Here is a 24,455-nt window from a genome sequence, read left to right as displayed (position 1 = left end):
TAGGTTTGTGCAACAAAGCCCCAGCCATGTAGTGTATTTCCTATCTGCTTTGTTTATAATTGTGATTTATTTGCTTAATATGTATTAAATATGACATTTATCACAGCAATACAACTAAAAGATAGTGCTATTGTTGTTGCAGACAACAAATTTATTTCATTTGAAAAAGATAATCCAAAATCATTTAAAGAATATTTAGATAGTAAAATTTATAGTTGGAATAAAGGTATTCTTACAGGTGTGGGGGAGCATAGATTTTTAGATAAAGCTATAAAACTATTTGTACATAGTGCAGATTCTGATACAAGTAAGCTACCGAAATGTCTTAATATATCAAGACAAATTAGAGAACTAGAAATAGGGCAACATCCTCAAGTTTTAATCAGCCAATTACTTTATAGCGAACATGGGCGACTTTATAGCGTAAGCCCAAAGGATAAAACAGATCAATATGAAAGTGTGGCATTGAAGAATAATGAAATAGTTTTGTGGTTTTTTAATCCAGATGTAAGCCAAATTATGGATGATTTGAATGTTTTATATGCAACGCTAAAAACTAGAGATAGCTTTGACACAGATGAAGAATGGACGACCCATTATATTGAACAATTCAAAACTATTTATAAAAAACATAGTGTAATAGATCCATGTGTAAGTCCAAGTTTTAATATTTATTTTCAAACAGCAAACGATGAATTGGATTATTTTATTAGAAACACGAATAATCATATGGAAAACTATGTCAACATCAAAACTAACACTTAATAAAAAAGCCCCGAGTTCGGAGCTTTTTTAAATCAAAATATTAATCTTTCTTTAAATTTTCATTTAATAAAAATTCAACTAAAGATTTTTGAGCATGTAAGCGGTTTTCAGCTTCATCCCAGACGACAGCATTTTTATGCTCTAGCATATTTTCAGAAATTTCTTCACCACGGTGCGCAGGCAAGCAGTGCATGAATAAACAATCTGGGTGAGCCAAATCCATCAATTTTTCATTCACTTGGAAATCAGCAAATGCCTTTTCACGAATTTTTTGCTCTTCTTCTTGTCCCATGCTCGCCCAAACATCAGTGACGATTAGGTCTGCATTCACAGCAGCATCTTCCGCAGAATCTACAAGCTCTACACAATGCGCAAATTCAGCCAAAAATTTATCTTGAGGCTCATAACCCTTAGGCGCAGCAATTTTTAACTTAAAGCCCCACATGTGCGCAGCTTCAATATAAGAATTACACATGTTGTTGCCATCACCAATCCAAGCAACCGTTTTACCTTCAATCGAACCACGATGTTCAACATAAGTTTGAACGTCTGCAAGTAATTGGCAAGGGTGATGATCATCCGTTAAGGCATTAATGACTGGAACTTTTGAATAAGAAGCAAAACGTTCAACAATGTCATGACCAAAAGTACGAATCATTACAATATCAAGCATGCTTGAAATGACACGAGCAGAATCTTCAACAGGCTCACCACGACCCAATTGAGAATCACGTGAAGAAAGGAAAATTGCGCTACCGCCAAATTGGCTCATACCTGCTTCAAAAGATACACGTGTACGAGTACTCGATTTTTCAAAAATCATGCCCATGACTTTACCAACAAAAGGTTGGAAAACTTCATTGTTATGCTGCTTTCGCTTGAGCTCAATACCACGCTGGATAATTTGGTTAAGTTCTAGAGTAGATAAGTCGCGTAAAGTAAGAAAGTGACGTAGAGCCATGGTTACTCCACAATAATTGCTGAATAGAAACAACAATTAGTTGTTGGTTGGTTGATGAAAAAAGGAGAATCGAACACTCTATACCATAAGCATACAAAAATGCAAAAAAACTAGCGCTTTTGATGACCGTCTAAGAAGCGATCTACAGCATAATTCACGTAGTTGAGTACTTCCTGATCATTTTGATCGAGTGGAACGCCAATAATAATACGCCATTCTAAATTACGTAAAATTCCAAAATACAATTGCGCTGAATAAATTGGGTTTTCACAAAACAATAGACCATTTTCATGCGCTTGTTTTAAGCTGTCTGCAACCACTTGTTGAATTTTAAGTGGACCATTTTCATGAATATGCCGTGCAATATCTGGGTTACGCTGACCTTGTTCCATAATCAGTTTCATGAAGGATGCATTTTCTGGTTTTTGGATGTGCTCATAAAAGTTGAGTAATGTAGTAATTAAATTGGTGCGCAAATCCATGGAATTTTGATCGCAAGTTCGACTAATATCTTTAAAAAATTGGATACGTCGATAATCACAAATCGCTTTAAACAAACCATCTTTATTGCCAAAAAATTTATAAATAGATGCTTTTGAACCACCCGCATGATTCACAATGTCGTCTAAAGAAACGGCGTCGTAGCCACGACTTAAAAACAATTCAGTTGCGCTTTCAAGAAGTGCGACACAACGTTCATGACCACGTTTTGTTTGTGGAACATCATGAACAGATTGTTGAAACTGAAAAGTATTGAGCATTAGCATCATCATTTAGCGAGTCTAAATAGAATTATACCAAATATTATATAAAGCATGGCTTTTCATATGGGGTATATATCGACAATATATTTGCATGAATATTCATCTATCTTGTGACTAAAGTTTTAGAGTATTTATTCCATAGTGGGATAGATCAAAAATTATTTATAGATATACTCAAGACTCGATAAATAATATTGATACTGTGGAAAGGACAATGACACAACAAAAATCTGCAGGTTTAGCATTTAGACAAGCATTGGATGCAGAAAAACCATTACAAATTATGGGTACGGTAAATGCTTATGCTGCAATGATGGCAAAGCAAGTCGGATATAAAGCAATCTATTTATCGGGTGCGGGAGTTGCAAACTACTCTTACGGTCTACCAGATTTAGGCATGACTAGTTTAGACAATGTTTTAGAAGATGTTCGCCGTATTACAGAACGTGTAGATACACCATTATTGGTTGATATTGATACAGGATGGGGCGGTGCATTTAATATTGCACGTACTGTGAAGCAAATGATTGCTGCGGGTGCTGCTGCTGTTCATATTGAAGATCAAGTCGCACAAAAACGCTGTGGACATCGACCAAATAAAGAAATCGTGACGCAACAAGAAATGGTAGATCGGGTTAAAGCCGCGGTAGATGCCAAAACTGATTCAAATTTTGTGATTATGGCACGTACAGATGCTTTGCAAAAAGAAGGCTTAAATGCCGTGATTGACCGCGCTTGTGCCTGTGTAGAAGCGGGTGCAGATGCTATTTTTGCCGAAGCTATGACAGATATCACCATGTATAGAACGGTTTGTGATGCGGTGGGTGTTCCTGTATTGGCAAATATCACAGAATTTGGTGATACGCCGTATTACACGGTAGATGAACTTGCAGAACAAGGTTTACGCATGGTGCTGTACCCACTTTCTGCAACACGTGCAATGCAAAAAGCAGCTTTAGAAGTGATGCATGCAGTTCGTGACCAAGGAACACAGGTCAACGTATTAGACAAAATGCAACAACGAAAAGAACTCTATGAATTTTTAGATTATCACACCTTTGAAAATACCTTAGATAAACTGTTTAAACAGGAGAATTAAAAAAATGGCTGAAGGAAAAGTACTTACAGGCGCAGGGTTGCGTGGTCAAGTTGCAGGAAAAACGGCTTTATCTACCGTGGGTAAAAGCGGTGCGGGTTTAACCTACCGTGGTTACGATGTACAAGATCTTGCCGAAAACTGCCAATTTGAAGAAGTAGCCTATTTAATTTTCTTTGGTGAATTACCAAATAAAAAAGAACTAGAAGCTTATAAAGCAAAGTTAAAATCTTTACGTTCATTGCCACAAGCATTAAAAGAAGTTTTGGAGCGAATTCCTGCCAATTCACACCCAATGGATGTGATGCGCACAGGTGTTTCAATGCTAGGTAACTTGGAAACAGAAGCTTCTTTTGCAGATCAGCAAGATGTTGCAGATCGTATTTTAGCGACTTTGCCTGCCATTATTTGTTATTGGTATCGTTATAGCCACGATGGTGTTCGTGTAAATGAAAATACAGATGATGATTCAATTGGTGCACAATTTCTGCATTTATTACGTGGTGAAAAACCAAATGCATTACATGAACAAGTGATGAATGTTTCACTTATTCTGTATGCAGAACATGAATTTAATGCATCAACATTTACGGCACGTGTTTGTGCATCAACATTATCGGACATGCATTCATGTATTACAGGTGCAATTGGTTCGCTTCGTGGACCTTTACATGGTGGTGCGAACGAAGCTGCTATGGAAATGATTGAAAATTGGACATCTGCCGATGAAGCTGAACGTGAAATGTTAGGGAAGCTTGAACGTAAAGAAAAAATCATGGGCTTTGGTCATGCCATTTATAAAGACAATGATCCACGTAATGGCATCATTAAAATTTGGTCTGAAAAATTAGCCAAAGATGTAGGTGATACGGTTTTATATCCTGTTTCTGTGCGCTGTGAAGAAGTGATGTGGCGCGAGAAGAAATTATTCTGTAATGCAGATTTCTTCCATGCTTCTGCTTATCACTTTATGGATATCGCAACGAAACTGTTTACGCCAATATTTGTAATGTCGCGCGTAACAGGTTGGGCGGCTCATGTCATGGAACAACGTGCAGATAACCGTATTATTCGTCCAAGTGCAGATTATACAGGACCAGAACTTCGCAAAGTTCCACCTATTGATGCACGATAATGTACTGAATCATTAACATCATAAAAGCTCCATAGGGAGCTTTTATTTATTCGGGATTTATACATTAGTTTGATTGGATAATTTTCTTCAATAAAATAATCACTTAAAAATGCTATTGTGTTTTAAGAACTATCTTTAAGATTAATGGGTAGACTTAGCAAGGCACTTTAACTCATATAAAAAGTAAATAGATCTCTATTTGATTATTGATTAAGCTATTTTTAAAATTAAAGGTTTCTTCATGGGCTAAACAGTGGTAAAAATAAAAATAAAGTGTTCAGTGAAAGTAGGTACATCTTATGAAAACCACAGTGAAGTATGTTGTATTAAAAAGTATGGATTACCAATTGGGAACACCATTATTTCAAGAAGAAATAGATGCCGATGCTCAGTATTTCGATCAAATTCCTGCAGTAATATCCTTTCAAAATCATCAATTCAAAGTAAAGTCGAAAGAGCAAAAACGCGTCTATCTAGCGGAAGAGCAGGAAGACACGCAGACAATTATTGTTAGAGTGATTTCACAGGCTTAATTTTTGATTATTCAGATTTTATAAATTTAAAATAAAAAAGCTCGCAAATTGCGAGCTTTTTTACATGAATGATTATTAGATTGTAACTTCTTCTGTTTTGCTAATCAGCACTGCGGTCAATATGGGTACACCAAAACTAGGAAGCATTAATAAAATCCAAAACTCAACGACATTATGGTCGCTGAAAGCTTTAATAAAAACGGTACCCAATACAAGTACAAGCGCTAAACAACTTGCAAATAAAACAAAGAATTTTTTAAGCATAAAAATTATTCCATAAATATTTTAAGGATTTAAATACTATACACTTAATATAAATAAAATACAGGTCAGGGATGATTGAAAAAAACACATGATTTTAATAAGGGAATCGTTTCTTTATTCTTAATTGCTTCAAATAAGTCAGTTTATTTTAAGGTGGTGAATGAGTGATTAAAGTCATCTCATTTATAGCTGTATCATTTCAGGTAATGATAATTTAAGGCGATGATGTATGATACTTCTAGCCTTATTTAGCATTCATTTGAATAATTTATATGAGATAAAACACAAAATCTCGCTTTCGAGGCGAGATCACGGTTAGTTTAAAATATAAAGTGAACAACTGATTAAAAGAAGGCGTTACTTAGCTGGAGTAGCAACCTTGTCTGGTTGAGTGGGTTTGTCTGTTGTTGTGGTTGCTGGCATCTGACTTGGTTTTGAGTCTGTCTGCTTAACAGGTTGAGTGCTATTACTAAGCTTGGTTGCTTTATTTGCAAAATCATTAAAATTAGACATTTTGAGTATTTCTTCGTTAATTGCTGAATAGTTAATATGCGCCTTTAAAGCATTAACACTGTGGTAGTCCTAAGAGGAATCTGTGGTGATATGTAGGATCTAAATATTTATATCTTATTTATATTTCAAGATTTTTCTTTTCTATGCTTCATGAGTATGATTTAACTCAATATGTGAAAAATATTATAAATATAGTGATTATGACCAGTTACATGATCATCACATAAGTCCAAATAGGCTAAAATTAGTTAGATGATTTAGTTGTTAATTTTTCTTTTATGAGGGTAATTGCTTGCGTTACTTTTGCCGATTGCGAATTTCGTTGTGGCATTACAGCCCAAACATTCATCATACCTATATCCCAATCAGGCAAGATTGAAATAAGTTTACCATCAATAACCGCTTGTTCTGCTTCAAATGTACTTAATGCGCAAACACCAAAAGCTTGTTCACACATTTCACGTAATACACTAATATTATTGATAATATATTTTGGTTTTATTTCCAATGGGTAATAAGTCTGTGATTCTTTATGGGTAAAATATTTTAGTATTGGTAATTTCAAATTCGTTGACTCTAGAAGAAGAATATCAACGTTAGCCAAATCTTTTGGATGATTTATAGGTGGGTGATTCTTAATCCAAAAAGGCGAGGCATAAAGTTTTAAATGCATTTCTGAAATTTTACTTGCAATATAAGATGAGTCAGGCATTTCGCCAACGCGTATAGCTAAGTCTATTCTATTTTCAATTAAATCTATATGTTGATCGAGTACGAGTAGGGTGATGGTTAAATCAGGTAGTCTTTGAGCCCAATCTTTAAGGCTACTTATAAAATAACTTGCCAAACCAACAGGAGCTGAAATTCGAAGCTCTCCAGAAGGTTCTTTAATTTCAGAATCTAAAAATGCTTGGGCGTTTTCTGCAGCATCACAAAGTTGCTTACAGTAGGAATAATATTGCTTTCCAGCTTCGCTTAAAGATAATTTTCTTGTTGAACGATGAATTAACGTGACATTGTTGTCCTCTTCTAAATAACGAATTTGTTGACTTACGGCAGATGGCGACATATCTAATAATTTTGCAGCAGCGCTCATTGAGCCTAGTTCAATCACCTTTGTAAAAATTGCCATCCGTTTTAAATTTTTCATTTTTAACTACAGCTTCAAAATCTTTTATATTAAATCCTACTAGTTCCGAGTAATTCGATCAAATACTATTTAATCACTTTCAAGTACTTATTTATTTTTAATTTGATTTAAACAGGATGGGACGATATTGATTACGCTCTCTGAATCAAAACAGATTGTTGATTTTTCTTTAAAGCTTTGCGCGCAAAAACAATTGAACATTTGTGTCGCTATTTATGATCCCCATGCAAATTTAATTGCTTTTGAACGCATGGATAATTCGATGCTTGGCTCTATAGATTTAGCAATGCGCAAAGCTAAGACTGCCTGTTTATTTAAAGCTGCGACTCATGTTTTGAGAGAGCTTTCTCAACCTAATATGCCAATTTGGTCGATAGAATTGAGTAATGGCAAACTTACAACAATCGCAGGTGGTATCCCAATTTTTATACAGGATGAGCTATATGGTTCTATAGGGATATCAGGCGGAACAGCAGATGAAGATTATGAAATAGCAAAACGATGTGTGAATTTCTTTTTGAATAGTAAGGTTAAATAAAATGAATAAAATATTGGTTACAGGTGCAGGAACGGGTTTAGGAAAATTGATGGCTCTTGCTTTAGCAAACAAAGGTTATCAAGTTATTGCAACAGTTCACTCTTTGGAGCAGGTTGCATTATTAAAACAAACGGCTTTAGAAAATAAAGTTGAACTTACTGTTGAAAAGCTAGATATTTCGGATGTTTTAGATCGCGAGAAAGCTTTTGAATGGAATGTTGATGTATTAATCAACAATGCAGGTATTGCAGAAACAGGTCCATTGGCTGAAATTCCTATGGAATATTTTAGAAAAAATTTCGAGGTTAATGTATTTTCCACATTAGCTATTACTCAGGGCATTGTGCAGCAAATGGTACATCGAGGTATTGCAGGTAAAGTCATTTTTATATCATCTATAGCAGGTATTATCACCAAACCACTGACAGGTCCATATTGTGCGACTAAACATGCGTTAGAAGCGATGGCTGAAGTTATGTCTGAAGAGTTAAAAGATCATAATATTCAAGTTTCTTTGGTTAATCCTGGTCCATATGACACAGGTTTTAATGATGCACAAATGCAAGAAATGAAAAAATGGTATAACCCTCAAAAAAACTTTACTCGTTTAACAGAAGATAGCTTCAAGTTTCCACTGAAACAGTATCAGCCTGATGAGCTCATTGAACGTATTGTCCAAATTGTTTCAGGTGAGGTTCAGTTATTTAGAAATTTATTGCCAGAAAGTTTTGTTGATGTCGTAAAGGACTACCAATCTAGTTTATGGACTAAAAATTCGTAAGCTGATTTAAATATTATTAGAAAGCTCCCTGTGGGGAGTTTTTCTATTTAAAGTTAAGATAAAAGATAGGTATGTAACGAATAAGAAAATGGGGAAAACATGTTTATTCGTCCCTTAGACTATTTCAAAAATGATAACATTAGCGTCCTTATGAAATAGTCTAAAAGTGAAAAGCTCTTGTTAATTTATTTTTAGATTGTTGGATTGAAAACTAGGCAAATTCAATACAAGTTAAGCCAACTTGTTTGTTTTTAAGTTATTGAATTTGTATGGAACTAATATTATATGCAAGCTCTTGCAATTCATCATCGTCTAAGTGGTTTTTACTTCTTCTACTATGCAATAGTTGGTACATTCATGCCATTTTGGAGCCTTTATCTAGAAGAGCAGGGCTTTAATTTTCAAGAAATAGGTCTGTTGTCATCCATAGCGATTATCACGCGCTTTTTTGCACCTTTTATTTGGGGCTGGATAGCGGATAAATCTGGCAAAAGAATGTTGTTAGTACGTATAGCAACATGGATGGAAGCATGTGTATGGTTTTCAATTTTTATTATTCCAAATAACTTTCAATCTGTCGCATTGCTCATGCTTATTTTTAGTTTCTTTCAAAATGCAATTTTGGCACAGTTCGAAGGTGTAACTTTATTTTGGTTAGCAGAGAAACGTACAGAGTTGTACGGGAAGGTACGTAAATGGGGCTCTGTTGGTTTTATTGTTGGTGTATTTGGAATAGGCGCCTTATTGGAAATTATTCCAATTTCTATGTTGCCCATTTTATTATTATGTATAGCATTTTTAGCATTTATTTGGTCATTTACAATTAAAGAGCCAAATAAGGCACCCGCATCACAGAAAAAATTAGAACCTTTATTGCCAATACTCAAAAAACCAGTTGTGTATTCTTTCTTTATTATTGAATTTATTATGCTGTTTTCACATGCGCCGTTTTATAGTTTCTATAGCAATTATTTAAGCCATTCAGGCTTTCAAACATCATCAATCGGTTTTTTATGGTCTGTGGGAGTTGTTGCTGAAATTATCATGTTTGCTTATGCGCATGTATTTTTTAAACACTATTCTTGGCGATTTTTAGTGATACTTTGCTTATTATTTACAGGGCTACGTTGGGGGATTGTTGGGGTGTTTTCAACGAGTTTTGTGGCACAATTTTCAGCACAAATGATCCATGCCTTTAGTTTTGGTTTATTCCATATGATTGCAATGCGAGTAATTTTTCAAAATTTTTCTATGGGACAACAAGGCAGAGGACAGGCAATATATAGCACAATGTGGGGGCTTGGCGTTGCAATAGGTAGTCTTTTAGTAGGGCATTATTGGGTGCAACTCACAGGTTCGGTTATCTTTATAGTTGCAGGTTTATCTACAATTATAGGGCTATTTTTTGTAAAAGGTTTGCCAAATCACATTATAAAAACGTAGTCTGAATTTATAAATAAAATGTGATGAGTATTTAGAATATTAAGCTAAAACGACATTATTTCGCCCATTGTTTTTAGCTTGATAAAGTGCTGTATCGGCTGAATTAATAAGTTGTTGTAAATCTAAAATTGTGGGTAAGTGAGTGTGAGAAATACCCATGCTCACGGTAATATGAATAGGCTGTTGTTGGTGAATATTAATGCTTGTTTGCGCAAGATGTATTCGAATACGTTCAGCAATCATAAAAGCTTCAGCTTTGTCTACATTGGCTAAAAGAACGACAAATTCCTCGCCACCATGTCGACAAAATAAGTCTTCATTTCTTAAGTTTTCTTTTACAAGCTCTGCAAATTTTTTAAGAACGATATCTCCAGCATAATGACCATAGCCATCATTGAGATTTTTGAAGTGATCTATATCTAACATAAGAAAGCATGCTTGTTTATATTTTTTATTGCTTAATAGTCGTTCACTGAGTTTAATAAAACTTCGACGATTCATGGTTTCAGTTAAAGTGTCATGATTTGCGAGATAATAAACCTCTTTAAAAAGTAATTTACGATTTTGACTAATAATACATAGAATAATAGTCGCTAAACCAAGAATGGCTAAACCTATGCGAATAGATGTAATTTCTTTTAAAAATGAATTTGTTGTATCGTAAAAATATAAAAATGAAACACTGTGATATAAAGCTAAACAAACGAAACTATTAATAACTGCAATATTAAAAAGACTATAAACTGAAGCTGCCCATATTAATGTTGCTAATGGATACAGTAATGCACCAGGCCCATAATAAGTATGGGTTAATATCATGGATAGAATAACTGCGAAAAATGGGAATGTATCAAAAACATTTAATGATAATGAACGTTTATCTGTAAAAAAATTCTTAATTTCGATAAATTTCGGAAATGCTAATACCAACGGTAATACGATTACAGCATTTAGAAACTCGCCACTCCACCAATTTATAAAATCAACCATTAATTGTTTTGTTGACATAAATGTATGCGGTACATATGGAATTGTATTTATAGCAAATAGAGCACCTAAAAATGTGCCACAAATGAGTGCAAATATATATGGATAAACAATAACTGGGCCACCACTAAAGGATCTAAGTTTAGATTTTACATACAATAAAATGCTTAATGTAGTCAAGACAGCGATAAAATTTGTGATTGTTAATATGAATGTTAAAGCTAGTTCATTGCCTGTTAATAAGTCTGCTAGCATATATCCAGCAAATGCACCTAATAAGGCACTGCCATTGCGCATTTTAGGAAATCGAATAAGGAGCCCTAAAAATATGGGATTTGCAGGCCAAAAGAATGCAGAGTAAGCAAGTGGGCGTGTAAAAATACCAAGAAGTGCTGCAATAAAAATCGCAAATGTAAAAACAACAAACATGAATGAGAATTGCTGAATTTGTTTGTTGGTCAATTGGACTAATTTAGCTTGCAAATCAGATCTCTCTAGAAACTTATGTTAATTATTAAGTTAAATTTAAAGTATATGTTTATATTTTATATCAAAATTCTTTATATATATATTGATATGTATAAAATACTACAAACAAAATTATTTTTAAATTAGGGATAAAATTGTTTATATTTGTATTTGTAATATATCATTTTTTTTAAATATGATAACTTTATTGTAAATGGAATATCTCTGAAAAGTTATGAAAAGAATAGCATTGTTAATGTTGATTAATTTATATGGTTCTACTATTTATGCTGAAACGACAAAGTCATCTGAAGTGCAACAAAAAACAGGCGCTGCACAAGCGATAAGTGAAAATACAATCCGTATTCAAACAAGACCTGAAATCGTTGGACTTTGGGGAATGGGGATTCAAAATAAAAAAAATAAATGTACTGAATATTATAATTTTAAAAGTAATAGCAATGTTGTAATCAAAAGTGGAGAAGAGTGGTCAACAGGTGTTTATGACTATCAGCCTACTCCTGATCCGGATTCAGATTTATCTGCTTTAACACTTCAAGTTCAATATGATAATAATCAAGTTGATTGTTCAGGAACTCAGGAAGATCAGTCTGGTGAAGTTACACAGTATTTTGTGAAATGGAAAAATGATCGCACATTAAGTTTATGCAGTAGTGAAAATTCTGAACAGTGTTTTGCAACATTACAGCGAGTTTTACCTTAATTAAAAAACCATCCAAGATATAAAAAAACCGCTTACTAGAAGCGGTTTTTTTATTCAATTTAGAAGATATTAATCTTGATGACCTTCTAACTGTTTTAATAAATGCTTTTCTAGATAATGAATATCCATCGCTTTTTCGCAAAAGTTTTTATCTTGCAAGATAAGATCTTTATGCAACGGAATATTGGTTTTAATTCCCGTTAAAATCATTTCATCTAAAGCTTGTTTCATACGTGCAATAGAAGTTTCACGATCTTTACCATGTGCAATAAGTTTAGCAATCATTGAGTCATAGTAAGGAGGGATGCTATAACCTTGATAGATATGAGAATCTAGACGAATACCTGCACCGCCTGGTGTATAAAAATGCTCAATTTTCCCTGGAGATGGTAGGAAAGTTGTTGGATCTTCTGCATTAATACGGCATTCAATTGCATGACCTTTAATTTGAACATCCTTTTGTTGAATGTTTAAACCGAGACCGCCTGCAATTCGAAGTTGTTGCTCAATAATGTCGATACCTGTCACCATTTCAGTCACAGGATGTTCAACTTGAACACGTGTATTCATTTCAATAAAGAAGAATTCATCATCTTCAAACAAGAACTCAAATGTACCAGCGCCACGGTATTGCATAAGTTCACAAGCTTTTACGCAAGCTTCTAAAATATCTGCACGAGCTTTTTCAGGTAAGTTTGGAGCAGGAGCTTCTTCTAATACTTTTTGATGGCGACGTTGTAATGAACAGTCACGGTCATATAAATGAATTGCATGACCATTACCATCTGCAAGAACTTGCACTTCTACATGACGTGGCTTTTGTAAAAAACGTTCCATATAGACAGTATCATCACTGAACCACATTTCAGCATCACGTTGAGCGGCTTGAACAGATTCGAGTAATGTATCTACGCTTTCAACAATACGCATACCACGACCACCACCGCCAGAAGCAGCTTTCACGATCAATGGAAAGCCAATTTCTTTTGCTTCTGCCATTGCATTCGTTGGTGTTACCGCGTGAGCAGAACCAGGAACAGTAGGAACACCTGCTTTACGCATTGCCGTAATTGCCGAAACTTTATTCCCCATTAGGCGAATATGTTCAGGGCGAGGGCCAATGAAAGTAAAACCTGAATTCTCTACAATTTCTGCAAATTCAGCATTTTCAGATAAGAAACCATAACCAGGGTGAATGGCATCAGCACCTGTAATTTCAGCAGCAGTAATAATCGCAGGGATGTTTAAATAGCTTTCACTACTTGCACCTGGACCAATACATACTGCTTCATCACAGAAACGAAGATGCATGAGATCTTTATCGGCATCGGAATAAATACCAACGGTTTTAATTCCTAAAGTTTTGCAAGCGCGTGTAATGCGTAAAGCAATTTCACCACGGTTTGCAATTAAAACTTTTTGCAACATTGTGAATCCCCGAGGTCTTAAGCGCGGTAGCGGAATAATGGTTGACCGAATTGAATCACTTCGCCATTTTTAACTAAAATTTCTTCAATCACGCCACTTTGAGTTGCTTCAATTGGGTTCATGATTTTCATTGCTTCGATAATACCCAAAGTATCACCCGCAGAAACGGTTTGACCTACTTTGATAAATGTTGGCTCACCAGGGCTAGCTGCTGTATAGAAAACACCAACCATAGGCGATGTTTCAACAGCACCGCGAGGTGACTTTTTAACAGGAGCAGCTTCTACAGAAGATGTAGGCATTGCTGGAACTGCTGCCGCGACAACCGGATTTCGACGAGTTAAAGCGATAGATTGATCACCTTCTTTAACTTCGATCGCCTGTAAGTCAGACTCAATCATCAAATCGATGAGTTTCTTGATTTTACGGATATCCATGAGACAGTATTCCTAATTTAAGATTGTGTAGAAGATTGAATTTTTTCGATGGCAAAGTCGAGAGCAGAGGCATAGCCTTTTGCACCTAAGCCACAAATGACGCCAACAGCTTTATCTGATAAATATGAGTGATGTCTGAATGCTTCACGTGCATGTACATTAGATAAATGAACTTCAACAAAAGGTATTGCTACACCCAATAGTGCATCTCTGAGCGCTACCGAGGTGTGTGTAAGTGCTGCTGGATTAATAATTATAAATTGTGTACCGTCTTGTTTCGCTTGATGAATGCGATCCACAATTGCACCTTCCCAATTACTTTGGAAAGTGTCTAAAGAAATAGAGGCTTTTTGTGCTTGGTTTGCGAGCTGTAAGTTGATATCTTCAAGAGTAAGATAACCATAAACTTCAGGTTCGCGCTTTCCCAATAAATTTAAATTCGGTCCATGAATGACCAAAATGGTCGCACTCATTCAGCTTGCTCCAATTATAAGTTGCAAAGTTACTTTGCAAGATGTCTGCAAAGTTTGCTAATTATGGCATAAAATTCTACATTTTTTTTATAATTTCTTTTAAATGACGCAGAAGTGTCGTGCCAAAACATGGCTATATAATGTAAATTTTGCAGATAAATGGCAATGTTAAAAAATGACAAATTATCTATTTGTTACTAATTTTTACATTGTAGGACAATTGGCGAAAATGATGAATTGAAATTATGTAGCCTAAATGTATTCAAATGAAGCAGATTAAAATTCAATGTGATCGTGATTTTGTTTTATTGGATTGCCTAATAATTTTACCCAGATTTACTCGATATATTTAAGAAAAATAAGTCTATTTTTTATCTTTTAACATTTGAAATAAAATTTTAAAATTAAGATTTTATTACATTGTTTTTGTAAATATAATCATAAAAACAATGGTTTATGTGTTTTGTGTTGAGTGTTGGATTAAGTGATATAGCTGTGAATTAAGTGATAAATCAATGGTTCTGTTTCAATGTTGACATTTTATGAATATAAAATGGAGAACAACCAAAATAAGTCTGGGATATATCGATGTTCAAAATGCCATTTTTTGACTTCTTGATTTAAGAAAAAAGAACTGACGATTTATCTCAAATCTTGATTATTTTTAAGCTGAATTCGGATGATTTAATATTGATGGATTGGCAAAAGGTGCATATGTGTGGATTGAAAACTATTGAACTTATGATTGATCTCTCTGTTATATCTAATGATAAAGGCTGAACTTAAATATTCAGCCTTTATAAAATAAGTTATTGTATTATTTCAATATCTGCATAATCTTGAAGTTTTTTTGCATTCATTGTGTAAATTTCATCTATAAAAGCGACGTTAAAACCACCTACAGATTGTGTCTTCTCAAATGCTAGTTTACCTGCAACTGCAAAGTGAATATGCGCTGTAATAGCAGCAATACTCGGTTGCGTGATTGCTGAATAGGCTGCAATTAATGCACCTAAGGCACAACCTGTTGCAGTTACTTTAGGTTGTAAAAAAGAGCCGCCATTAATTTTCACTACAGCTTGAAGGTCTTTTGTAATAATAAAATCTGATTCACCTGAAATGGCAACACATTCTGTTTGAGTGAGTAAACTTTTTGCTTGCGTATAAACATCAGCACTATTTAAGGTGCTATCGACACCTTTAGATTGATTTTGATTACCTGCAAGCGTACTTATTTCAGATGCATTGCCTCGAATAATGCTTGGCTTATATTTAACTAATTCATCCACGGTTTCAGAACGCCAAGCTAAAATTGCGCTATAGCCAACAGGGTCAAGCACCCACGGTTTATTGTTTTCAAAACAGGTTTTTGCCGCAATTTTCATGGCTTCTGTTTGTTCAGATGTGGGCGTGCCTGTATTAATGCTAATTGCACCTGAAATTTTAGCAAAACTTTCAGCCTCAAAAGGGTTGTCAATCATGGCGGGAGATGCGCCTGCTGCCAAAAGAATATTGGCAACGTAATTTGCTGCAACGCTATTGGTAATACAGTGTACTAGTGGTTGTTGAGCTTGTAATTGAGTCCAAGCTTCAATGACTTGATCTAAAATTTGTGCTTTAAGTTGGGCAGAAGCATTCATAACTTATCTATAGCTCGCAATAATTTCTATAAAACTGGGTGCTTAATGAGTGAAATAATGGTCTTGATGTTTACAATTACGGCAATACAAAGAAACGTAATCTTCGGCATCATAATCGACAGTTAATTCATTTGAACCACAGTACATACAACGTTTTAACGAATAGAATTTCAAACGTGGCTCGATTTTTTTCCATGAGCGCCAGAAGGGTTGGAAAAAGATTTTTTCGTCGTAGCCTAAAAATCTATAAAACAGAATTTCACTCATTCTACTCAGTGGAATGTTATGAGGGCGGGGTAATGTAGATGTTTCCCATTTTTCTGTCAGGGCGCGTTCACGATACTGCTGTAAGGTTTTTTTCAATAAATTTGTATTAATGAAATTTTCATTTCGAGGTTGTAATGCTTTTTGTGTATGTAAGTATTCCAAAGCATTTTGAATTAAATAATAAATTTGCCCCACTGCAAGAGATTCCATTAAACGGAAGCAAAAAGCTTGGAAACTTAGATTTCCTGCAATTTGTACGCCCCAAGTTCTGCAATAGAATTGCATAAATTGTACAATTTCTTGGTAAAGTAAAAGGTGTAAAGTATCTTTCACTTCATCGGAAGATTTGAAGGGTACACCTAAAGCCAAATTTTGATAAAACCAATTTCTTAATTGTTGAGTAATACTGAAAAGGCTTGGTTCTGAATATCCATCTAAACGTATATTTATATAATATTGTTGGGCAGAATCACTGAACTCTTTAGCCACTAAAATATTATCTTTCACCAATTGTTTGACAAGGTGGCTTTGAAAAAAATAATTCGGACTGATTGGGCGGTATTTAAGTTGATCCCAATCTATAAACTCTTGATGTCCAGTGTGTTCATCGACTAACTCATCTAATAAACCAAGTAAAAATAACTTATTTAAAAAACTGAGATGGTTAAGGTCGTATTCAACAATATCTTTGCTTTTTTTCTTAATTTTTTGTTGTTCTTGTTGCATGGTTTCTTTCATGAGCTTTTTACGTTGCGATGTGCAGGTGTCGCAATGGCAATTGGTTTTAGCGTCTTGAAAAACTTTATGTGAACAACTGATACATTCGTGATAATAAATTTCTTTATCGAATTCTTCTGCTTCAATCCAATTCATAGATGCACGACACAAAGGACATTGTGAACTTTCATCAAGCTGTTTTTGGAGAATTTGAAGCATAATAATCCATCTAAATAATCGTCTTATTTGATTATACACAGAAGCGATGAAGGATAAATTTGATTTGCGGTATTTAAGATCTATTCATGGGATTAAGATTGAACGGTAGGCAATAAAAATACGGTATAAAACCGTATTTTTATCTGATTCATCTTAAATTACACAGGACATGGAAAGGTATCATCATCTTCACTGAGCTGTTTGGCTTTAAGTAAAGCTTGAACTTTTTTTGAAGGAATTTTTTTGCTACCCAAAGAATCAAAGCTATTTAAAATAGCACTTACCTCGAATTCTTTAAGCGGAATTCCTTCACAGGTCATAAACAGCGCAATGACTTTATGGTTAATATTTGCTGCATCTAATGCATGCAGAGTTTTAATATTTTCTATGCGTACGATATGATCTTTAATATACATTTTATACCCCAGATTTTTTGTTTTAAAGGTTTGAGATGATGTGCATTTGCACTTGATTTTAAATAAGCAAAAATCGTGCACAAAATGATCAATTTTTAAAAATTATTAAAATAATTGGTTTTTGATTTAGGTGTATTTGTATCTAATCTGTTTCAAGGGGCTGTTCAATTTTAGAAATTAGAATTATAAATCGAATAAATTCAATTGTTTTATATTGAAAAATTGCGTCAAAGTCCCATATATAAAGGCAGATGAATTGCAAAGACAGATCTTGGAAGTTGACGTATGATCGTAAATCTTGACAAGAAAGTCTGAGCTAAAACAACAGTAGGATACAACATGAATATTGCGGCAAACCCAATGGTACAGGCAGATCAGACTGTCTATTTAAAAGATTATCAAAAACCATCTTTTCTGGTCGACTCTATTCATTTAGATATTCAAGTTTTTGCCGATCATACCAATGTAAATACAAAATTGGTGATGCAACGCCAAACAGCAGGCGATTTAGTACTTTTAGGTCGTGATCTAGAGTTAAAATCTATTCTGCTTAACGGTAAGCAACTTACGAGTAGTGAGTATAAGCTCGATTCTGAACAGCTTGTGATTGAAAATGCACCAAATGATGCCATTATTGAAACTCAAGTAATTATCCATCCTGAAACAAATACCATGCTTGAAGGATTGTATTTGGCAGGTTCAGATTTATTTGTGACCCAAAATGAACCAGAAGGTTTCCGTAAAATTACTTTCTATCCAGATCGTCCGGATGTTCTTTCATTATTTACCACACGTGTAGAAGCCGATAAAAAATATCCTGTCTTACTTGCCAATGGTAACTTAATTGAAGCAGGTGAAGCGGGTGACGGTCGTCATTATACGATTTGGCAAGATCCAACCAAAAAACCTGCCTATTTATTTGCTTGCGTCATTGGTGACTTGGCGGTACTTAAAGATCGTTACGTGACATCTGAAGGTCGTGATGTTGCCTTGGAAATTTATGCAGAAGAAAAAGATATTCCAAAATGCCATATCGCAATGGAAGCTTTGAAGCATTCTATGCGTTGGGATGAAGAGCATTACGGTCTTCCATACGATTTAGATAACTACATGATTGTGGCAACAAGCGCATTCAACATGGGTGCAATGGAAAATAAAGGTTTAAACATCTTTAATACCTCATGTGTATTGGCTGATGAAGAATACACAACTGATGCAGCAATTATGCAGGTTCAAGCGGTGATTGCGCATGAGTATTTCCATAACTGGACAGGTAACCGTATTACTTGTCGTGATTGGTTCCAATTGTGCTTAAAAGAAGGCTTAACAGTTTTCCGTGATCAGTCGTTCTCAGAAGATTTACAATCTGCTGCGGTACAACGTATTGATGATGTGGCTGTTTTAAAAGGGCATCAGTTCCCTGAAGATTCAGGTCCATTGTCGCATCCGCCACGTCCAGATCACTTTGTGGAAATTAATAACTTCTATACAGCAACAGTTTATGAAAAAGGTGCGGAAATTAACCGCATGATGGCAACACTTTTAGGCAAAGAAAAATTCCGTAAAGGTACAGATGAATATTTCAAACGTCATGATGGTCAAGCCGTAACTGTTGAAGATTGGGTTGCTGCACTTACAGCAGGTTCGGGTGTCGATTTATCGAACTTCTTAACTTGGTATAACCAACCAGGTACGCCAAAATTAGAAGCAAAAGGTGAGTATGATGCGACTACGCAGACATATCGTTTAAGCCTAAAACAAAGCTTAAAAGCACATGCAAAATATCCAAATTTAAAATCAGTTCCAATTCCTGTTGCATTGGCTTTATTTGATGCGCAAACGGGTGAACAGCTTGTACTTGATTCTGAAGCACTATTTGAAAATGGTGTGAAAGATGGTGTGTATTTGTTTGAGCAAGATGAAGCGACGATAGAATTTAAAAATGTAATGACAAAACCAGTAGTGTCATTACTTCGTAATTTCTCTGCGCCTGTAAATCTTGAGTTTAACTATTCAGATGAAGATCTTGCGTTCTTATTGCAATATGAAACCAATGGTTTTAACCAATGGCAAGCAACCCAAACATTGTTAGAGCGTATTTTGTTGAATGGTCATGCATCTGATATTTATATTCAGGCAATGAAAAATACAGTGCCTGAAGTTATGCAAAAAGATCCTTTGCTCGCTTCACGTTTGTTTGATGTGCCAACAGAAGGTTATTTGGGTAGCCGTATTGATGCAAACTATAATCCTGTCGATATTCAAACGAAGCGTAATGATTTACTTGTGACTTTAGCGCAAGCTTTTGCTGACTTTAGCAAAGATGCATATTTAGCATTAGATCCAGATTCACAAAGTGAGTTTTCTCAAGCAATGGGTGTTCGTGCGCTTAAAAATATTCTTTTAGCCATGATTGCTCGTCAGGGTGATGAATCTGCATTTGAGCTTGCAGATGCGCAATATAAATCGACTAAAAATATGTCTGAGCGTTTAGGTGCTTTGCGTGTCTTGGTTTGGAATGATGCACCTCAAGCGGAAGCAGCATTAATCGATTTCTACTTACGTTTTAAAGATGAAGCTTTATCTATGGACCAATGGTTTATGGTGCAAGCGGCACATCCTAAAGCAAATGTGGAAACTATTGAGTATTTAACTTCACATCCTGATTACGATTTAGGAACACCAAACAGAATTCGTTCTGTAACAGGTGGCTTAAACGCTAATCCTGTGAACACTTGGAGCTTTGGTGTTCAGCATTTTATTAATTTAGCGAAGTACTTAGATGAGAAAAACCCAATTGTGGGTTCTCGTTTACTTCAAGCTTTATCGCGTTGGTATACGCTTGCTGAACCACAACGTTCACAAGTGAAAGCTGAACTTGAAGCATTGAAGCCGTTAGTTAAATCTAAAAACGTATCTGAAACTTTAAATAGCATGCTAAATGTTTAAATTAAAAGCCGTTTAAATTTGAACTCTTTACTATTTCGGTAGTAAAGAGTTTTTAATTGGATAAATCAATAAAGTTGTGTTATAATACCTGCACAGACAATAAAAACATTCTATTTCTCCTCTCATTTATCGTTTTAGCGATATTTCTAGATGTCTAATTCTTCTGTTATAAATGTTCCAAAGTGAACGCGTAAATCTAAATTAAATTGGTGTAAATATTGAGTAATAGTAATCAATTGGTTGCGAAAGCAATTAATGGTAGTGAAATTGTAGTATCCCTGGTACCTTCAAAAAAAATGCAAAATACGCGCGAAGGTTTTATTTGGGTAAATGTTGGATTAAATATTTTATTAGAATCTGGTCGTGAAATTGAATTAAATCAAGACCGTCGTAGTTTTTATACAGCTTTAAACCAAATGTACTATCTACCACATCGCGTATAGTTCGTTAATCTATAAAAAGCCCGTTTAGACGGGCTTTTTTGTGTTTTAAGATATTTATTTTTCACTTAAACTTTAATAATGAGTACAGGAATAGGCGATTGGGTTAGTACATTTTGTGCAACGCTGCCCAAAACCATTTTCTTAAAACCTGTATGTCCGTGAGATCCCATAATAATTAAGTCTGCGCTCACTTCATCCGCTATGCCAATAATACCTTCAGAGGCTGAAACGCCACGAATGACTTTAGTATTGACAGAAATTCCATCCCGAATAAAAAGACGTTCAATATCTGTTAAACGTAGCTGAGCATTTTTTTCAGCTTGCATGAAGTAGTCCGTAATTGCAGGTGCAATTTTATAAAAGTCGATGCCAACCAAAGGGTCAATTGCAATTACACTCATGACAGTAACTTCACTATTCAATTCTTTTGCTAAGGATAGCGCTTGCTCAACAGCAGCATAAGAAATAGGAGACTCGTCGACAGGGACTAAAATATGCTTATAAGTTGTCATCATTATTTCCTTAATTTCTAATCAATAAAAATTTAAATTTGGATAATTTTTCACGTAAAAATTCTTGTAGTTTTTTGATGTTTTGAAATTAAGCCCAAGATTAATTGGGCTTAATGGTTTGTTCTAATTTTTTACAATAAGAACAGGAAGCTCAGTTTTATTTAAAACATCTTGAGCAAAACTACCTAACATTAACTTCTTAAAACCTTTACGGCCATGTGATCCCATGACAATGAGATCTACATTTTCATCTTTCGCTGCATTTGAAACACCTTCAGCACTCACTTGTCCTTTAATGATTTTTAATTCAGCTTCAACACCTTCAGCAGTTGCAAACTCACTTGCTTCTTTGAGTGCTGCTTCCGCATTTTGGTAAGCTTGTACAAAATAATCTTTCATAACCGCTGAAGAATAATAGAAGTCTGCATCTGTAAAGGGGTCTTCCGCAACAAGACTAATTAAACTCAGTTTGCCATTGAATGCCTTCGCAATTTGAGCAGCTTTTTTAACGGCTGAAAAAGAAATTTGTGAACCATCTACGGGAACTAAAATATGATTGTATGACATAAAAATGCTCCTGAAAGTTATCGTTATTTACCTTACTAATTCATTGATAACACATTGCTAGATTGGGTTCAAATGTTATGGAGATATAGTTGAAAATGCATTGAATTTTAAGGAATTATTGTTAACTGCTTGACAGAATAATTATATGGAAATAGTCGGGATTATGGTTCTGAAAAAGAAGGAGAATTTACATATTTATATAGGTGAAAGTTTGAATATAAATTACACTCAAAGAAATTTATATATATGAATTAAGGGTGTAGCGGTGCAATTAAAATTTGCTGTCATGAGTTTGGTTTTATCTTTAGCAATAAGTGGTTGTCAAAGTACGCAAAATAATAGCAAGATTATTGCGGGTGCATTCAATGCATCAACCAATATTCAAAAGAAGCTTATAGATCGGCATGCCCCTGAAAATATTATTGTTACTCCTAATATTGAATATATGACAAACCCAAATTTACATTTTGATTTGTATCAGCCTGAAAATATTAAGCAATTGAGTAAACGACCAGTCGTTGTTTGGATTCACGGTGGTGGTTGGATTTCAGGTTCAAAAGAACATGCACGAGGCTATTTTAAACGTTTAGCGGAGCAAGGTTATAACGTGATTTCGGTTGAATATCAATTTGCACCAACAGAAATCTATCCTCAACAATTGCAACAAATAGATAATGCTCTAGATTTTATTACGAAAAATGCGAATAAATATCAAATTGATGCAAATCAAATTTACTTAGCAGGTGATTCTGCAGGCGCAAATATGGTAAGTCATTATGCAGCACTTATGGCGAATCCAAATTTTGCAGATGCATCATCGTTACATCCAAAAATTTCAATACATCAGTTAAAGGGTTTGATTCTTCATTGTGGTATTTATGATTTGGAAAGCTTCGTAAATAAAGGTTCAGATGAAATTAAATTACTTGAATGGGGCATTAATAATTTGGTTCAAGCATATACGGGTGGTAAAAAGGATGATGCTCAATTTTTAGCAAGTATTTCGCCAAATCAACATTTAACCGCAAATTATCCACCTGTATTTATTAGTGGTGGCAATAAAGACTTTTTAACTGAAAGTCAGTCTGTACCATTTGTTCAGGCTTTAAAAGATAAGAATATTCAGGTTACCGAAGTTTTTTATCCAGACTCCAAGGAACTGCTTGTACATGAATATCAGTTCATGATGAGTAAAAAAGCAAGCCAAGAAACATTTGTTAAAACTATAGATTTTTTGAAACAAACTTCACATTAAAAATTACATTCTAAGCTTGCATATTTTTTTGCAAATGCATAACATACCGTTCGGTTGGTATCTTTTATATTGAGGTTTTATATGAGTCCTGTAATGTTTGCTTATGGCTTGCTGGCTTTAGCAATTGTGACTGAGGTTACGGGTTCGACATTTCTAGTTAAGTCAGAAGGTTTTACTAAGCTTTGGCCATCTTTAGCTGTTATTGTTCTATTTAGTATTGCTTTTTATTTGCTATCTCAAGTGATTAAAGTGATTCCATTAGGTATTGCTTATGCAATTTGGGCAGGTGTTGGTATTATTCTTACCGCAGTTGTAGGCTACTTTATTTTTAAACAAAGTTTAGATTTTGCTGCTCTTATCGGTATTGGTTTAATTGTTTCAGGTGTTGTGGTTATTAATATGTTTTCAACATCGGCAGGGCATTAATAGGTAAATGAATGGAAAATCCACATCAACGTAAAAAAGAACCTGAAGTTGTTCGTAAGAAAATTTTAGATACGGCAATTGAGCTTGCATCTCAAAAAGGTGTAATGGGCGTTTCAATTCAAGGTATTGCAGATTTGGTTGGAATCACCAAAGGTGGGGTTTTTCATCATTTTCCAAATAAGCAAAAACTGCTCGATGCGATGCTTGTTGTGTTATTCCAAAAGCTTGATGATGTTTTTGATGTGCATATTAAGAGTGATCCTGTGCAATATGGACAATTTACTCGTGCATATATTTCCATCACGTTAAGTAAAGAAGTTGAAGGCATGGGAAGTTTGTGGGATGCAATATCTATGACCATGCTCACAGATCATACCTTTAATGAACATTGGATTGATTGGTTGGATTCAAGAGTGCAAAGACATCATCATACAGATGGCGATTTAGACTTATCAATTTTACGCTATGCAGCAGATGGACTTTGGTTGACAACATTTACAGATGTGGAAAAGCCAGAAGAGGCAGTGAAACTGAAAGCTGAACTCATTCAGCGTACTTATCCAAAATAGCCTAAGCAATCTTAA

Annotated in this window: 27 protein-coding genes; 13 read left to right on the top strand and 14 right to left on the bottom strand. The window is 34.7% G+C overall.

Annotated elements, in window-relative coordinates:
- The first annotated feature begins 90 nt into the window (after positions 1–90).
- Complete coding sequence (locus A6M14_RS13205; RefSeq protein ID WP_152875683.1) at positions 91–765, top strand: hypothetical protein; 675 nt, start codon at positions 91–93, stop codon at positions 763–765.
- Positions 766–805: 40 nt separating this feature from the next.
- Here the strand turns inward: A6M14_RS13205 and argF are convergent, their stop codons facing one another.
- Both argF and A6M14_RS13195 read right to left on the bottom strand, forming a co-directional pair.
- Positions 806–1,726 carry an ornithine carbamoyltransferase gene (gene argF, locus A6M14_RS13200; protein WP_152875681.1) on the bottom strand — a complete coding sequence of 307 codons (921 nt, stop codon included), beginning with the start codon at positions 1,724–1,726 and terminating at the stop codon, positions 806–808.
- A gap of 110 nt (positions 1,727–1,836) precedes the next feature.
- Positions 1,837–2,487, bottom strand: a complete 651-nt coding sequence (locus tag A6M14_RS13195; protein WP_152875679.1) for a TetR/AcrR family transcriptional regulator — start codon at positions 2,485–2,487, stop codon at positions 1,837–1,839.
- A gap of 217 nt (positions 2,488–2,704) precedes the next feature.
- Here A6M14_RS13195 and prpB point away from each other — a divergent pair, with 217 nt between their 5' ends.
- The 3 genes from prpB to A6M14_RS13180 all read left to right on the top strand — a co-directional run bounded on the left by prpB (position 2,705) and on the right by A6M14_RS13180 (position 5,254).
- Complete coding sequence (prpB, locus tag A6M14_RS13190; RefSeq protein WP_152875678.1) at positions 2,705–3,589, top strand: methylisocitrate lyase; 885 nt, start codon at positions 2,705–2,707, stop codon at positions 3,587–3,589.
- Between the two features lie 4 nt (positions 3,590–3,593).
- Complete coding sequence (gene prpC, locus A6M14_RS13185; protein WP_152875676.1) at positions 3,594–4,721, top strand: bifunctional 2-methylcitrate synthase/citrate synthase; 1,128 nt, start codon at positions 3,594–3,596, stop codon at positions 4,719–4,721.
- Between the two features lie 299 nt (positions 4,722–5,020).
- Positions 5,021–5,254 carry a hypothetical protein gene (locus tag A6M14_RS13180; protein ID WP_152875674.1) on the top strand — a complete coding sequence of 78 codons (234 nt, stop codon included), beginning with the start codon at positions 5,021–5,023 and terminating at the stop codon, positions 5,252–5,254.
- Between the two features lie 75 nt (positions 5,255–5,329).
- Here the strand turns inward: A6M14_RS13180 and A6M14_RS13175 are convergent, their stop codons facing one another.
- The 3 genes from A6M14_RS13175 to A6M14_RS13170 all read right to left on the bottom strand — a co-directional run bounded on the left by A6M14_RS13175 (position 5,330) and on the right by A6M14_RS13170 (position 7,181).
- Positions 5,330–5,518 carry a hypothetical protein gene (locus A6M14_RS13175; protein ID WP_152875672.1) on the bottom strand — a complete coding sequence of 63 codons (189 nt, stop codon included), beginning with the start codon at positions 5,516–5,518 and terminating at the stop codon, positions 5,330–5,332.
- Between the two features lie 357 nt (positions 5,519–5,875).
- Positions 5,876–6,031: a hypothetical protein gene (locus A6M14_RS14140; RefSeq protein ID WP_171500293.1), complete on the bottom strand. Its 156-nt coding sequence runs from the start codon at positions 6,029–6,031 to the stop codon at positions 5,876–5,878.
- Between the two features lie 244 nt (positions 6,032–6,275).
- Positions 6,276–7,181: a LysR family transcriptional regulator gene (locus A6M14_RS13170; protein ID WP_152875670.1), complete on the bottom strand. Its 906-nt coding sequence runs from the start codon at positions 7,179–7,181 to the stop codon at positions 6,276–6,278.
- A 127-nt stretch (positions 7,182–7,308) separates the two neighbouring features.
- On the opposite strand from A6M14_RS13170, the gene A6M14_RS13165 reads away from it, so the two are divergent.
- The 3 genes from A6M14_RS13165 to A6M14_RS13155 all read left to right on the top strand — a co-directional run bounded on the left by A6M14_RS13165 (position 7,309) and on the right by A6M14_RS13155 (position 9,943).
- Positions 7,309–7,719 (top strand): GlcG/HbpS family heme-binding protein, encoded by a 411-nt coding sequence (locus A6M14_RS13165; protein ID WP_152875668.1) that lies wholly within the window; start codon positions 7,309–7,311, stop codon positions 7,717–7,719.
- 1 nt (position 7,720) lies between these two features.
- Positions 7,721–8,500, top strand: a complete 780-nt coding sequence (locus tag A6M14_RS13160) for an SDR family oxidoreductase (RefSeq protein ID WP_152875667.1) — start codon at positions 7,721–7,723, stop codon at positions 8,498–8,500.
- Positions 8,501–8,785: 285 nt separating this feature from the next.
- On the top strand, positions 8,786–9,943 hold the full coding sequence (locus tag A6M14_RS13155) for an MFS transporter (RefSeq protein WP_152875665.1): 1,158 nt from the start codon (positions 8,786–8,788) through the stop codon (positions 9,941–9,943).
- Positions 9,944–9,982: 39 nt separating this feature from the next.
- On the opposite strand, the gene A6M14_RS13150 is transcribed toward A6M14_RS13155, so the two are convergent.
- Positions 9,983–11,227 (bottom strand): GGDEF domain-containing protein, encoded by a 1,245-nt coding sequence (locus tag A6M14_RS13150; RefSeq protein ID WP_206669625.1) that lies wholly within the window; start codon positions 11,225–11,227, stop codon positions 9,983–9,985.
- Between the two features lie 406 nt (positions 11,228–11,633).
- On the opposite strand from A6M14_RS13150, the gene A6M14_RS13145 reads away from it, so the two are divergent.
- The gene (locus A6M14_RS13145; protein WP_152875661.1) at positions 11,634–12,122 is read left to right on the top strand and encodes a hypothetical protein; all 489 of its coding nucleotides are present in this window, start codon (positions 11,634–11,636) and stop codon (positions 12,120–12,122) included.
- Between the two features lie 69 nt (positions 12,123–12,191).
- Here A6M14_RS13145 and accC read toward each other — a convergent pair whose 3' ends face one another.
- From accC to A6M14_RS13115, 6 genes are all read right to left on the bottom strand, one after another.
- Positions 12,192–13,550, bottom strand: a complete 1,359-nt coding sequence (gene accC / locus A6M14_RS13140; protein ID WP_152875659.1) for an acetyl-CoA carboxylase biotin carboxylase subunit — start codon at positions 13,548–13,550, stop codon at positions 12,192–12,194.
- Between the two features lie 17 nt (positions 13,551–13,567).
- Entirely contained in the window at positions 13,568–13,987 is a 420-nt protein-coding gene (gene accB, locus A6M14_RS13135) for an acetyl-CoA carboxylase biotin carboxyl carrier protein (protein WP_152875657.1), read from the bottom strand.
- 17 nt (positions 13,988–14,004) lie between these two features.
- Entirely contained in the window at positions 14,005–14,460 is a 456-nt protein-coding gene (aroQ, locus tag A6M14_RS13130; RefSeq protein ID WP_152875655.1) for a type II 3-dehydroquinate dehydratase, read from the bottom strand.
- A gap of 809 nt (positions 14,461–15,269) precedes the next feature.
- Positions 15,270–16,100, bottom strand: coding sequence for a hydroxyethylthiazole kinase (gene thiM, locus A6M14_RS13125; RefSeq protein ID WP_152875654.1), 831 nt, complete (start codon positions 16,098–16,100; stop codon positions 15,270–15,272).
- A 42-nt stretch (positions 16,101–16,142) separates the two neighbouring features.
- The gene (locus tag A6M14_RS13120) at positions 16,143–17,306 is read right to left on the bottom strand and encodes a hypothetical protein (protein ID WP_171522173.1); all 1,164 of its coding nucleotides are present in this window, start codon (positions 17,304–17,306) and stop codon (positions 16,143–16,145) included.
- Positions 17,307–17,461: 155 nt separating this feature from the next.
- Complete coding sequence (locus tag A6M14_RS13115; protein WP_152875650.1) at positions 17,462–17,719, bottom strand: hypothetical protein; 258 nt, start codon at positions 17,717–17,719, stop codon at positions 17,462–17,464.
- Between the two features lie 339 nt (positions 17,720–18,058).
- Here A6M14_RS13115 and pepN point away from each other — a divergent pair, with 339 nt between their 5' ends.
- Both pepN and A6M14_RS13105 read left to right on the top strand, forming a co-directional pair.
- Positions 18,059–20,668 carry an aminopeptidase N gene (pepN, locus tag A6M14_RS13110; protein ID WP_152875648.1) on the top strand — a complete coding sequence of 870 codons (2,610 nt, stop codon included), beginning with the start codon at positions 18,059–18,061 and terminating at the stop codon, positions 20,666–20,668.
- A 218-nt stretch (positions 20,669–20,886) separates the two neighbouring features.
- Positions 20,887–21,111 carry a hypothetical protein gene (locus A6M14_RS13105; protein WP_152875646.1) on the top strand — a complete coding sequence of 75 codons (225 nt, stop codon included), beginning with the start codon at positions 20,887–20,889 and terminating at the stop codon, positions 21,109–21,111.
- A 65-nt stretch (positions 21,112–21,176) separates the two neighbouring features.
- Here A6M14_RS13105 and A6M14_RS13100 read toward each other — a convergent pair whose 3' ends face one another.
- Both A6M14_RS13100 and A6M14_RS13095 read right to left on the bottom strand, forming a co-directional pair.
- Positions 21,177–21,623, bottom strand: coding sequence for a universal stress protein (locus A6M14_RS13100; protein ID WP_152875644.1), 447 nt, complete (start codon positions 21,621–21,623; stop codon positions 21,177–21,179).
- Between the two features lie 123 nt (positions 21,624–21,746).
- Entirely contained in the window at positions 21,747–22,190 is a 444-nt protein-coding gene (locus tag A6M14_RS13095) for a universal stress protein (RefSeq protein WP_152875643.1), read from the bottom strand.
- Between the two features lie 286 nt (positions 22,191–22,476).
- On the opposite strand from A6M14_RS13095, the gene A6M14_RS13090 reads away from it, so the two are divergent.
- From A6M14_RS13090 to A6M14_RS13080, 3 genes are all read left to right on the top strand, one after another.
- Positions 22,477–23,445: an alpha/beta hydrolase gene (locus A6M14_RS13090; RefSeq protein ID WP_152875685.1), complete on the top strand. Its 969-nt coding sequence runs from the start codon at positions 22,477–22,479 to the stop codon at positions 23,443–23,445.
- A 93-nt stretch (positions 23,446–23,538) separates the two neighbouring features.
- Positions 23,539–23,871 (top strand): SMR family transporter, encoded by a 333-nt coding sequence (locus A6M14_RS13085; RefSeq protein WP_378226900.1) that lies wholly within the window; start codon positions 23,539–23,541, stop codon positions 23,869–23,871.
- Positions 23,872–23,882: 11 nt separating this feature from the next.
- Positions 23,883–24,440: a TetR/AcrR family transcriptional regulator gene (locus A6M14_RS13080; RefSeq protein WP_152875639.1), complete on the top strand. Its 558-nt coding sequence runs from the start codon at positions 23,883–23,885 to the stop codon at positions 24,438–24,440.
- Positions 24,441–24,455: the final 15 nt, after the last annotated feature.

It is taken from the genome of Acinetobacter portensis (assembly GCF_009372215.1).
Classification (GTDB): domain Bacteria; phylum Pseudomonadota; class Gammaproteobacteria; order Pseudomonadales; family Moraxellaceae; genus Acinetobacter; species Acinetobacter portensis.
Note: the sequence above shows the minus strand (reverse complement) of the source record. Positions and strands in the feature narration are given on the sequence as shown.

Bases quoted from the DNA above. Each gene is read 5' to 3' on its own strand.
- A6M14_RS14140 (WP_171500293.1), bottom strand. From the start codon at position 6,031: ATGTCTAATTTTAATGATTTTGCAAATAAAGCAACCAAGCTTAGTAAT.
- A6M14_RS13100 (WP_152875644.1), bottom strand. From the start codon at position 21,623: ATGACAACTTATAAGCATATTTTAGTCCCTGTCGACGAGTCTCCTATT.
- A6M14_RS13085 (WP_378226900.1), top strand. From the start codon at position 23,539: ATGTTTGCTTATGGCTTGCTGGCTTTAGCAATTGTGACTGAGGTTACG.
- A6M14_RS13145 (WP_152875661.1), top strand. From the start codon at position 11,634: ATGAAAAGAATAGCATTGTTAATGTTGATTAATTTATATGGTTCTACT.
- prpC (WP_152875676.1), top strand. From the start codon at position 3,594: ATGGCTGAAGGAAAAGTACTTACAGGCGCAGGGTTGCGTGGTCAAGTT.
- A6M14_RS13180 (WP_152875674.1), top strand. From the start codon at position 5,021: ATGAAAACCACAGTGAAGTATGTTGTATTAAAAAGTATGGATTACCAA.
- A6M14_RS13115 (WP_152875650.1), bottom strand. From the start codon at position 17,719: ATGTATATTAAAGATCATATCGTACGCATAGAAAATATTAAAACTCTG.
- A6M14_RS13095 (WP_152875643.1), bottom strand. From the start codon at position 22,190: ATGTCATACAATCATATTTTAGTTCCCGTAGATGGTTCACAAATTTCT.
- A6M14_RS13090 (WP_152875685.1), top strand. From the start codon at position 22,477: ATGAGTTTGGTTTTATCTTTAGCAATAAGTGGTTGTCAAAGTACGCAA.
- A6M14_RS13205 (WP_152875683.1), top strand. From the start codon at position 91: ATGACATTTATCACAGCAATACAACTAAAAGATAGTGCTATTGTTGTT.
- accB (WP_152875657.1), bottom strand. From the start codon at position 13,987: ATGGATATCCGTAAAATCAAGAAACTCATCGATTTGATGATTGAGTCT.
- A6M14_RS13175 (WP_152875672.1), bottom strand. From the start codon at position 5,518: ATGCTTAAAAAATTCTTTGTTTTATTTGCAAGTTGTTTAGCGCTTGTA.
- A6M14_RS13150 (WP_206669625.1), bottom strand. From the start codon at position 11,227: ATGCGCAATGGCAGTGCCTTATTAGGTGCATTTGCTGGATATATGCTA.
- prpB (WP_152875678.1), top strand. From the start codon at position 2,705: ATGACACAACAAAAATCTGCAGGTTTAGCATTTAGACAAGCATTGGAT.
- A6M14_RS13170 (WP_152875670.1), bottom strand. From the start codon at position 7,181: ATGAAAAATTTAAAACGGATGGCAATTTTTACAAAGGTGATTGAACTA.
- A6M14_RS13160 (WP_152875667.1), top strand. From the start codon at position 7,721: ATGAATAAAATATTGGTTACAGGTGCAGGAACGGGTTTAGGAAAATTG.
- A6M14_RS13195 (WP_152875679.1), bottom strand. From the start codon at position 2,487: ATGCTCAATACTTTTCAGTTTCAACAATCTGTTCATGATGTTCCACAA.
- thiM (WP_152875654.1), bottom strand. From the start codon at position 16,100: ATGAATGCTTCTGCCCAACTTAAAGCACAAATTTTAGATCAAGTCATT.
- accC (WP_152875659.1), bottom strand. From the start codon at position 13,550: ATGTTGCAAAAAGTTTTAATTGCAAACCGTGGTGAAATTGCTTTACGC.
- aroQ (WP_152875655.1), bottom strand. From the start codon at position 14,460: ATGAGTGCGACCATTTTGGTCATTCATGGACCGAATTTAAATTTATTG.
- A6M14_RS13155 (WP_152875665.1), top strand. From the start codon at position 8,786: ATGCAAGCTCTTGCAATTCATCATCGTCTAAGTGGTTTTTACTTCTTC.
- pepN (WP_152875648.1), top strand. From the start codon at position 18,059: ATGAATATTGCGGCAAACCCAATGGTACAGGCAGATCAGACTGTCTAT.
- argF (WP_152875681.1), bottom strand. From the start codon at position 1,726: ATGGCTCTACGTCACTTTCTTACTTTACGCGACTTATCTACTCTAGAA.
- A6M14_RS13080 (WP_152875639.1), top strand. From the start codon at position 23,883: ATGGAAAATCCACATCAACGTAAAAAAGAACCTGAAGTTGTTCGTAAG.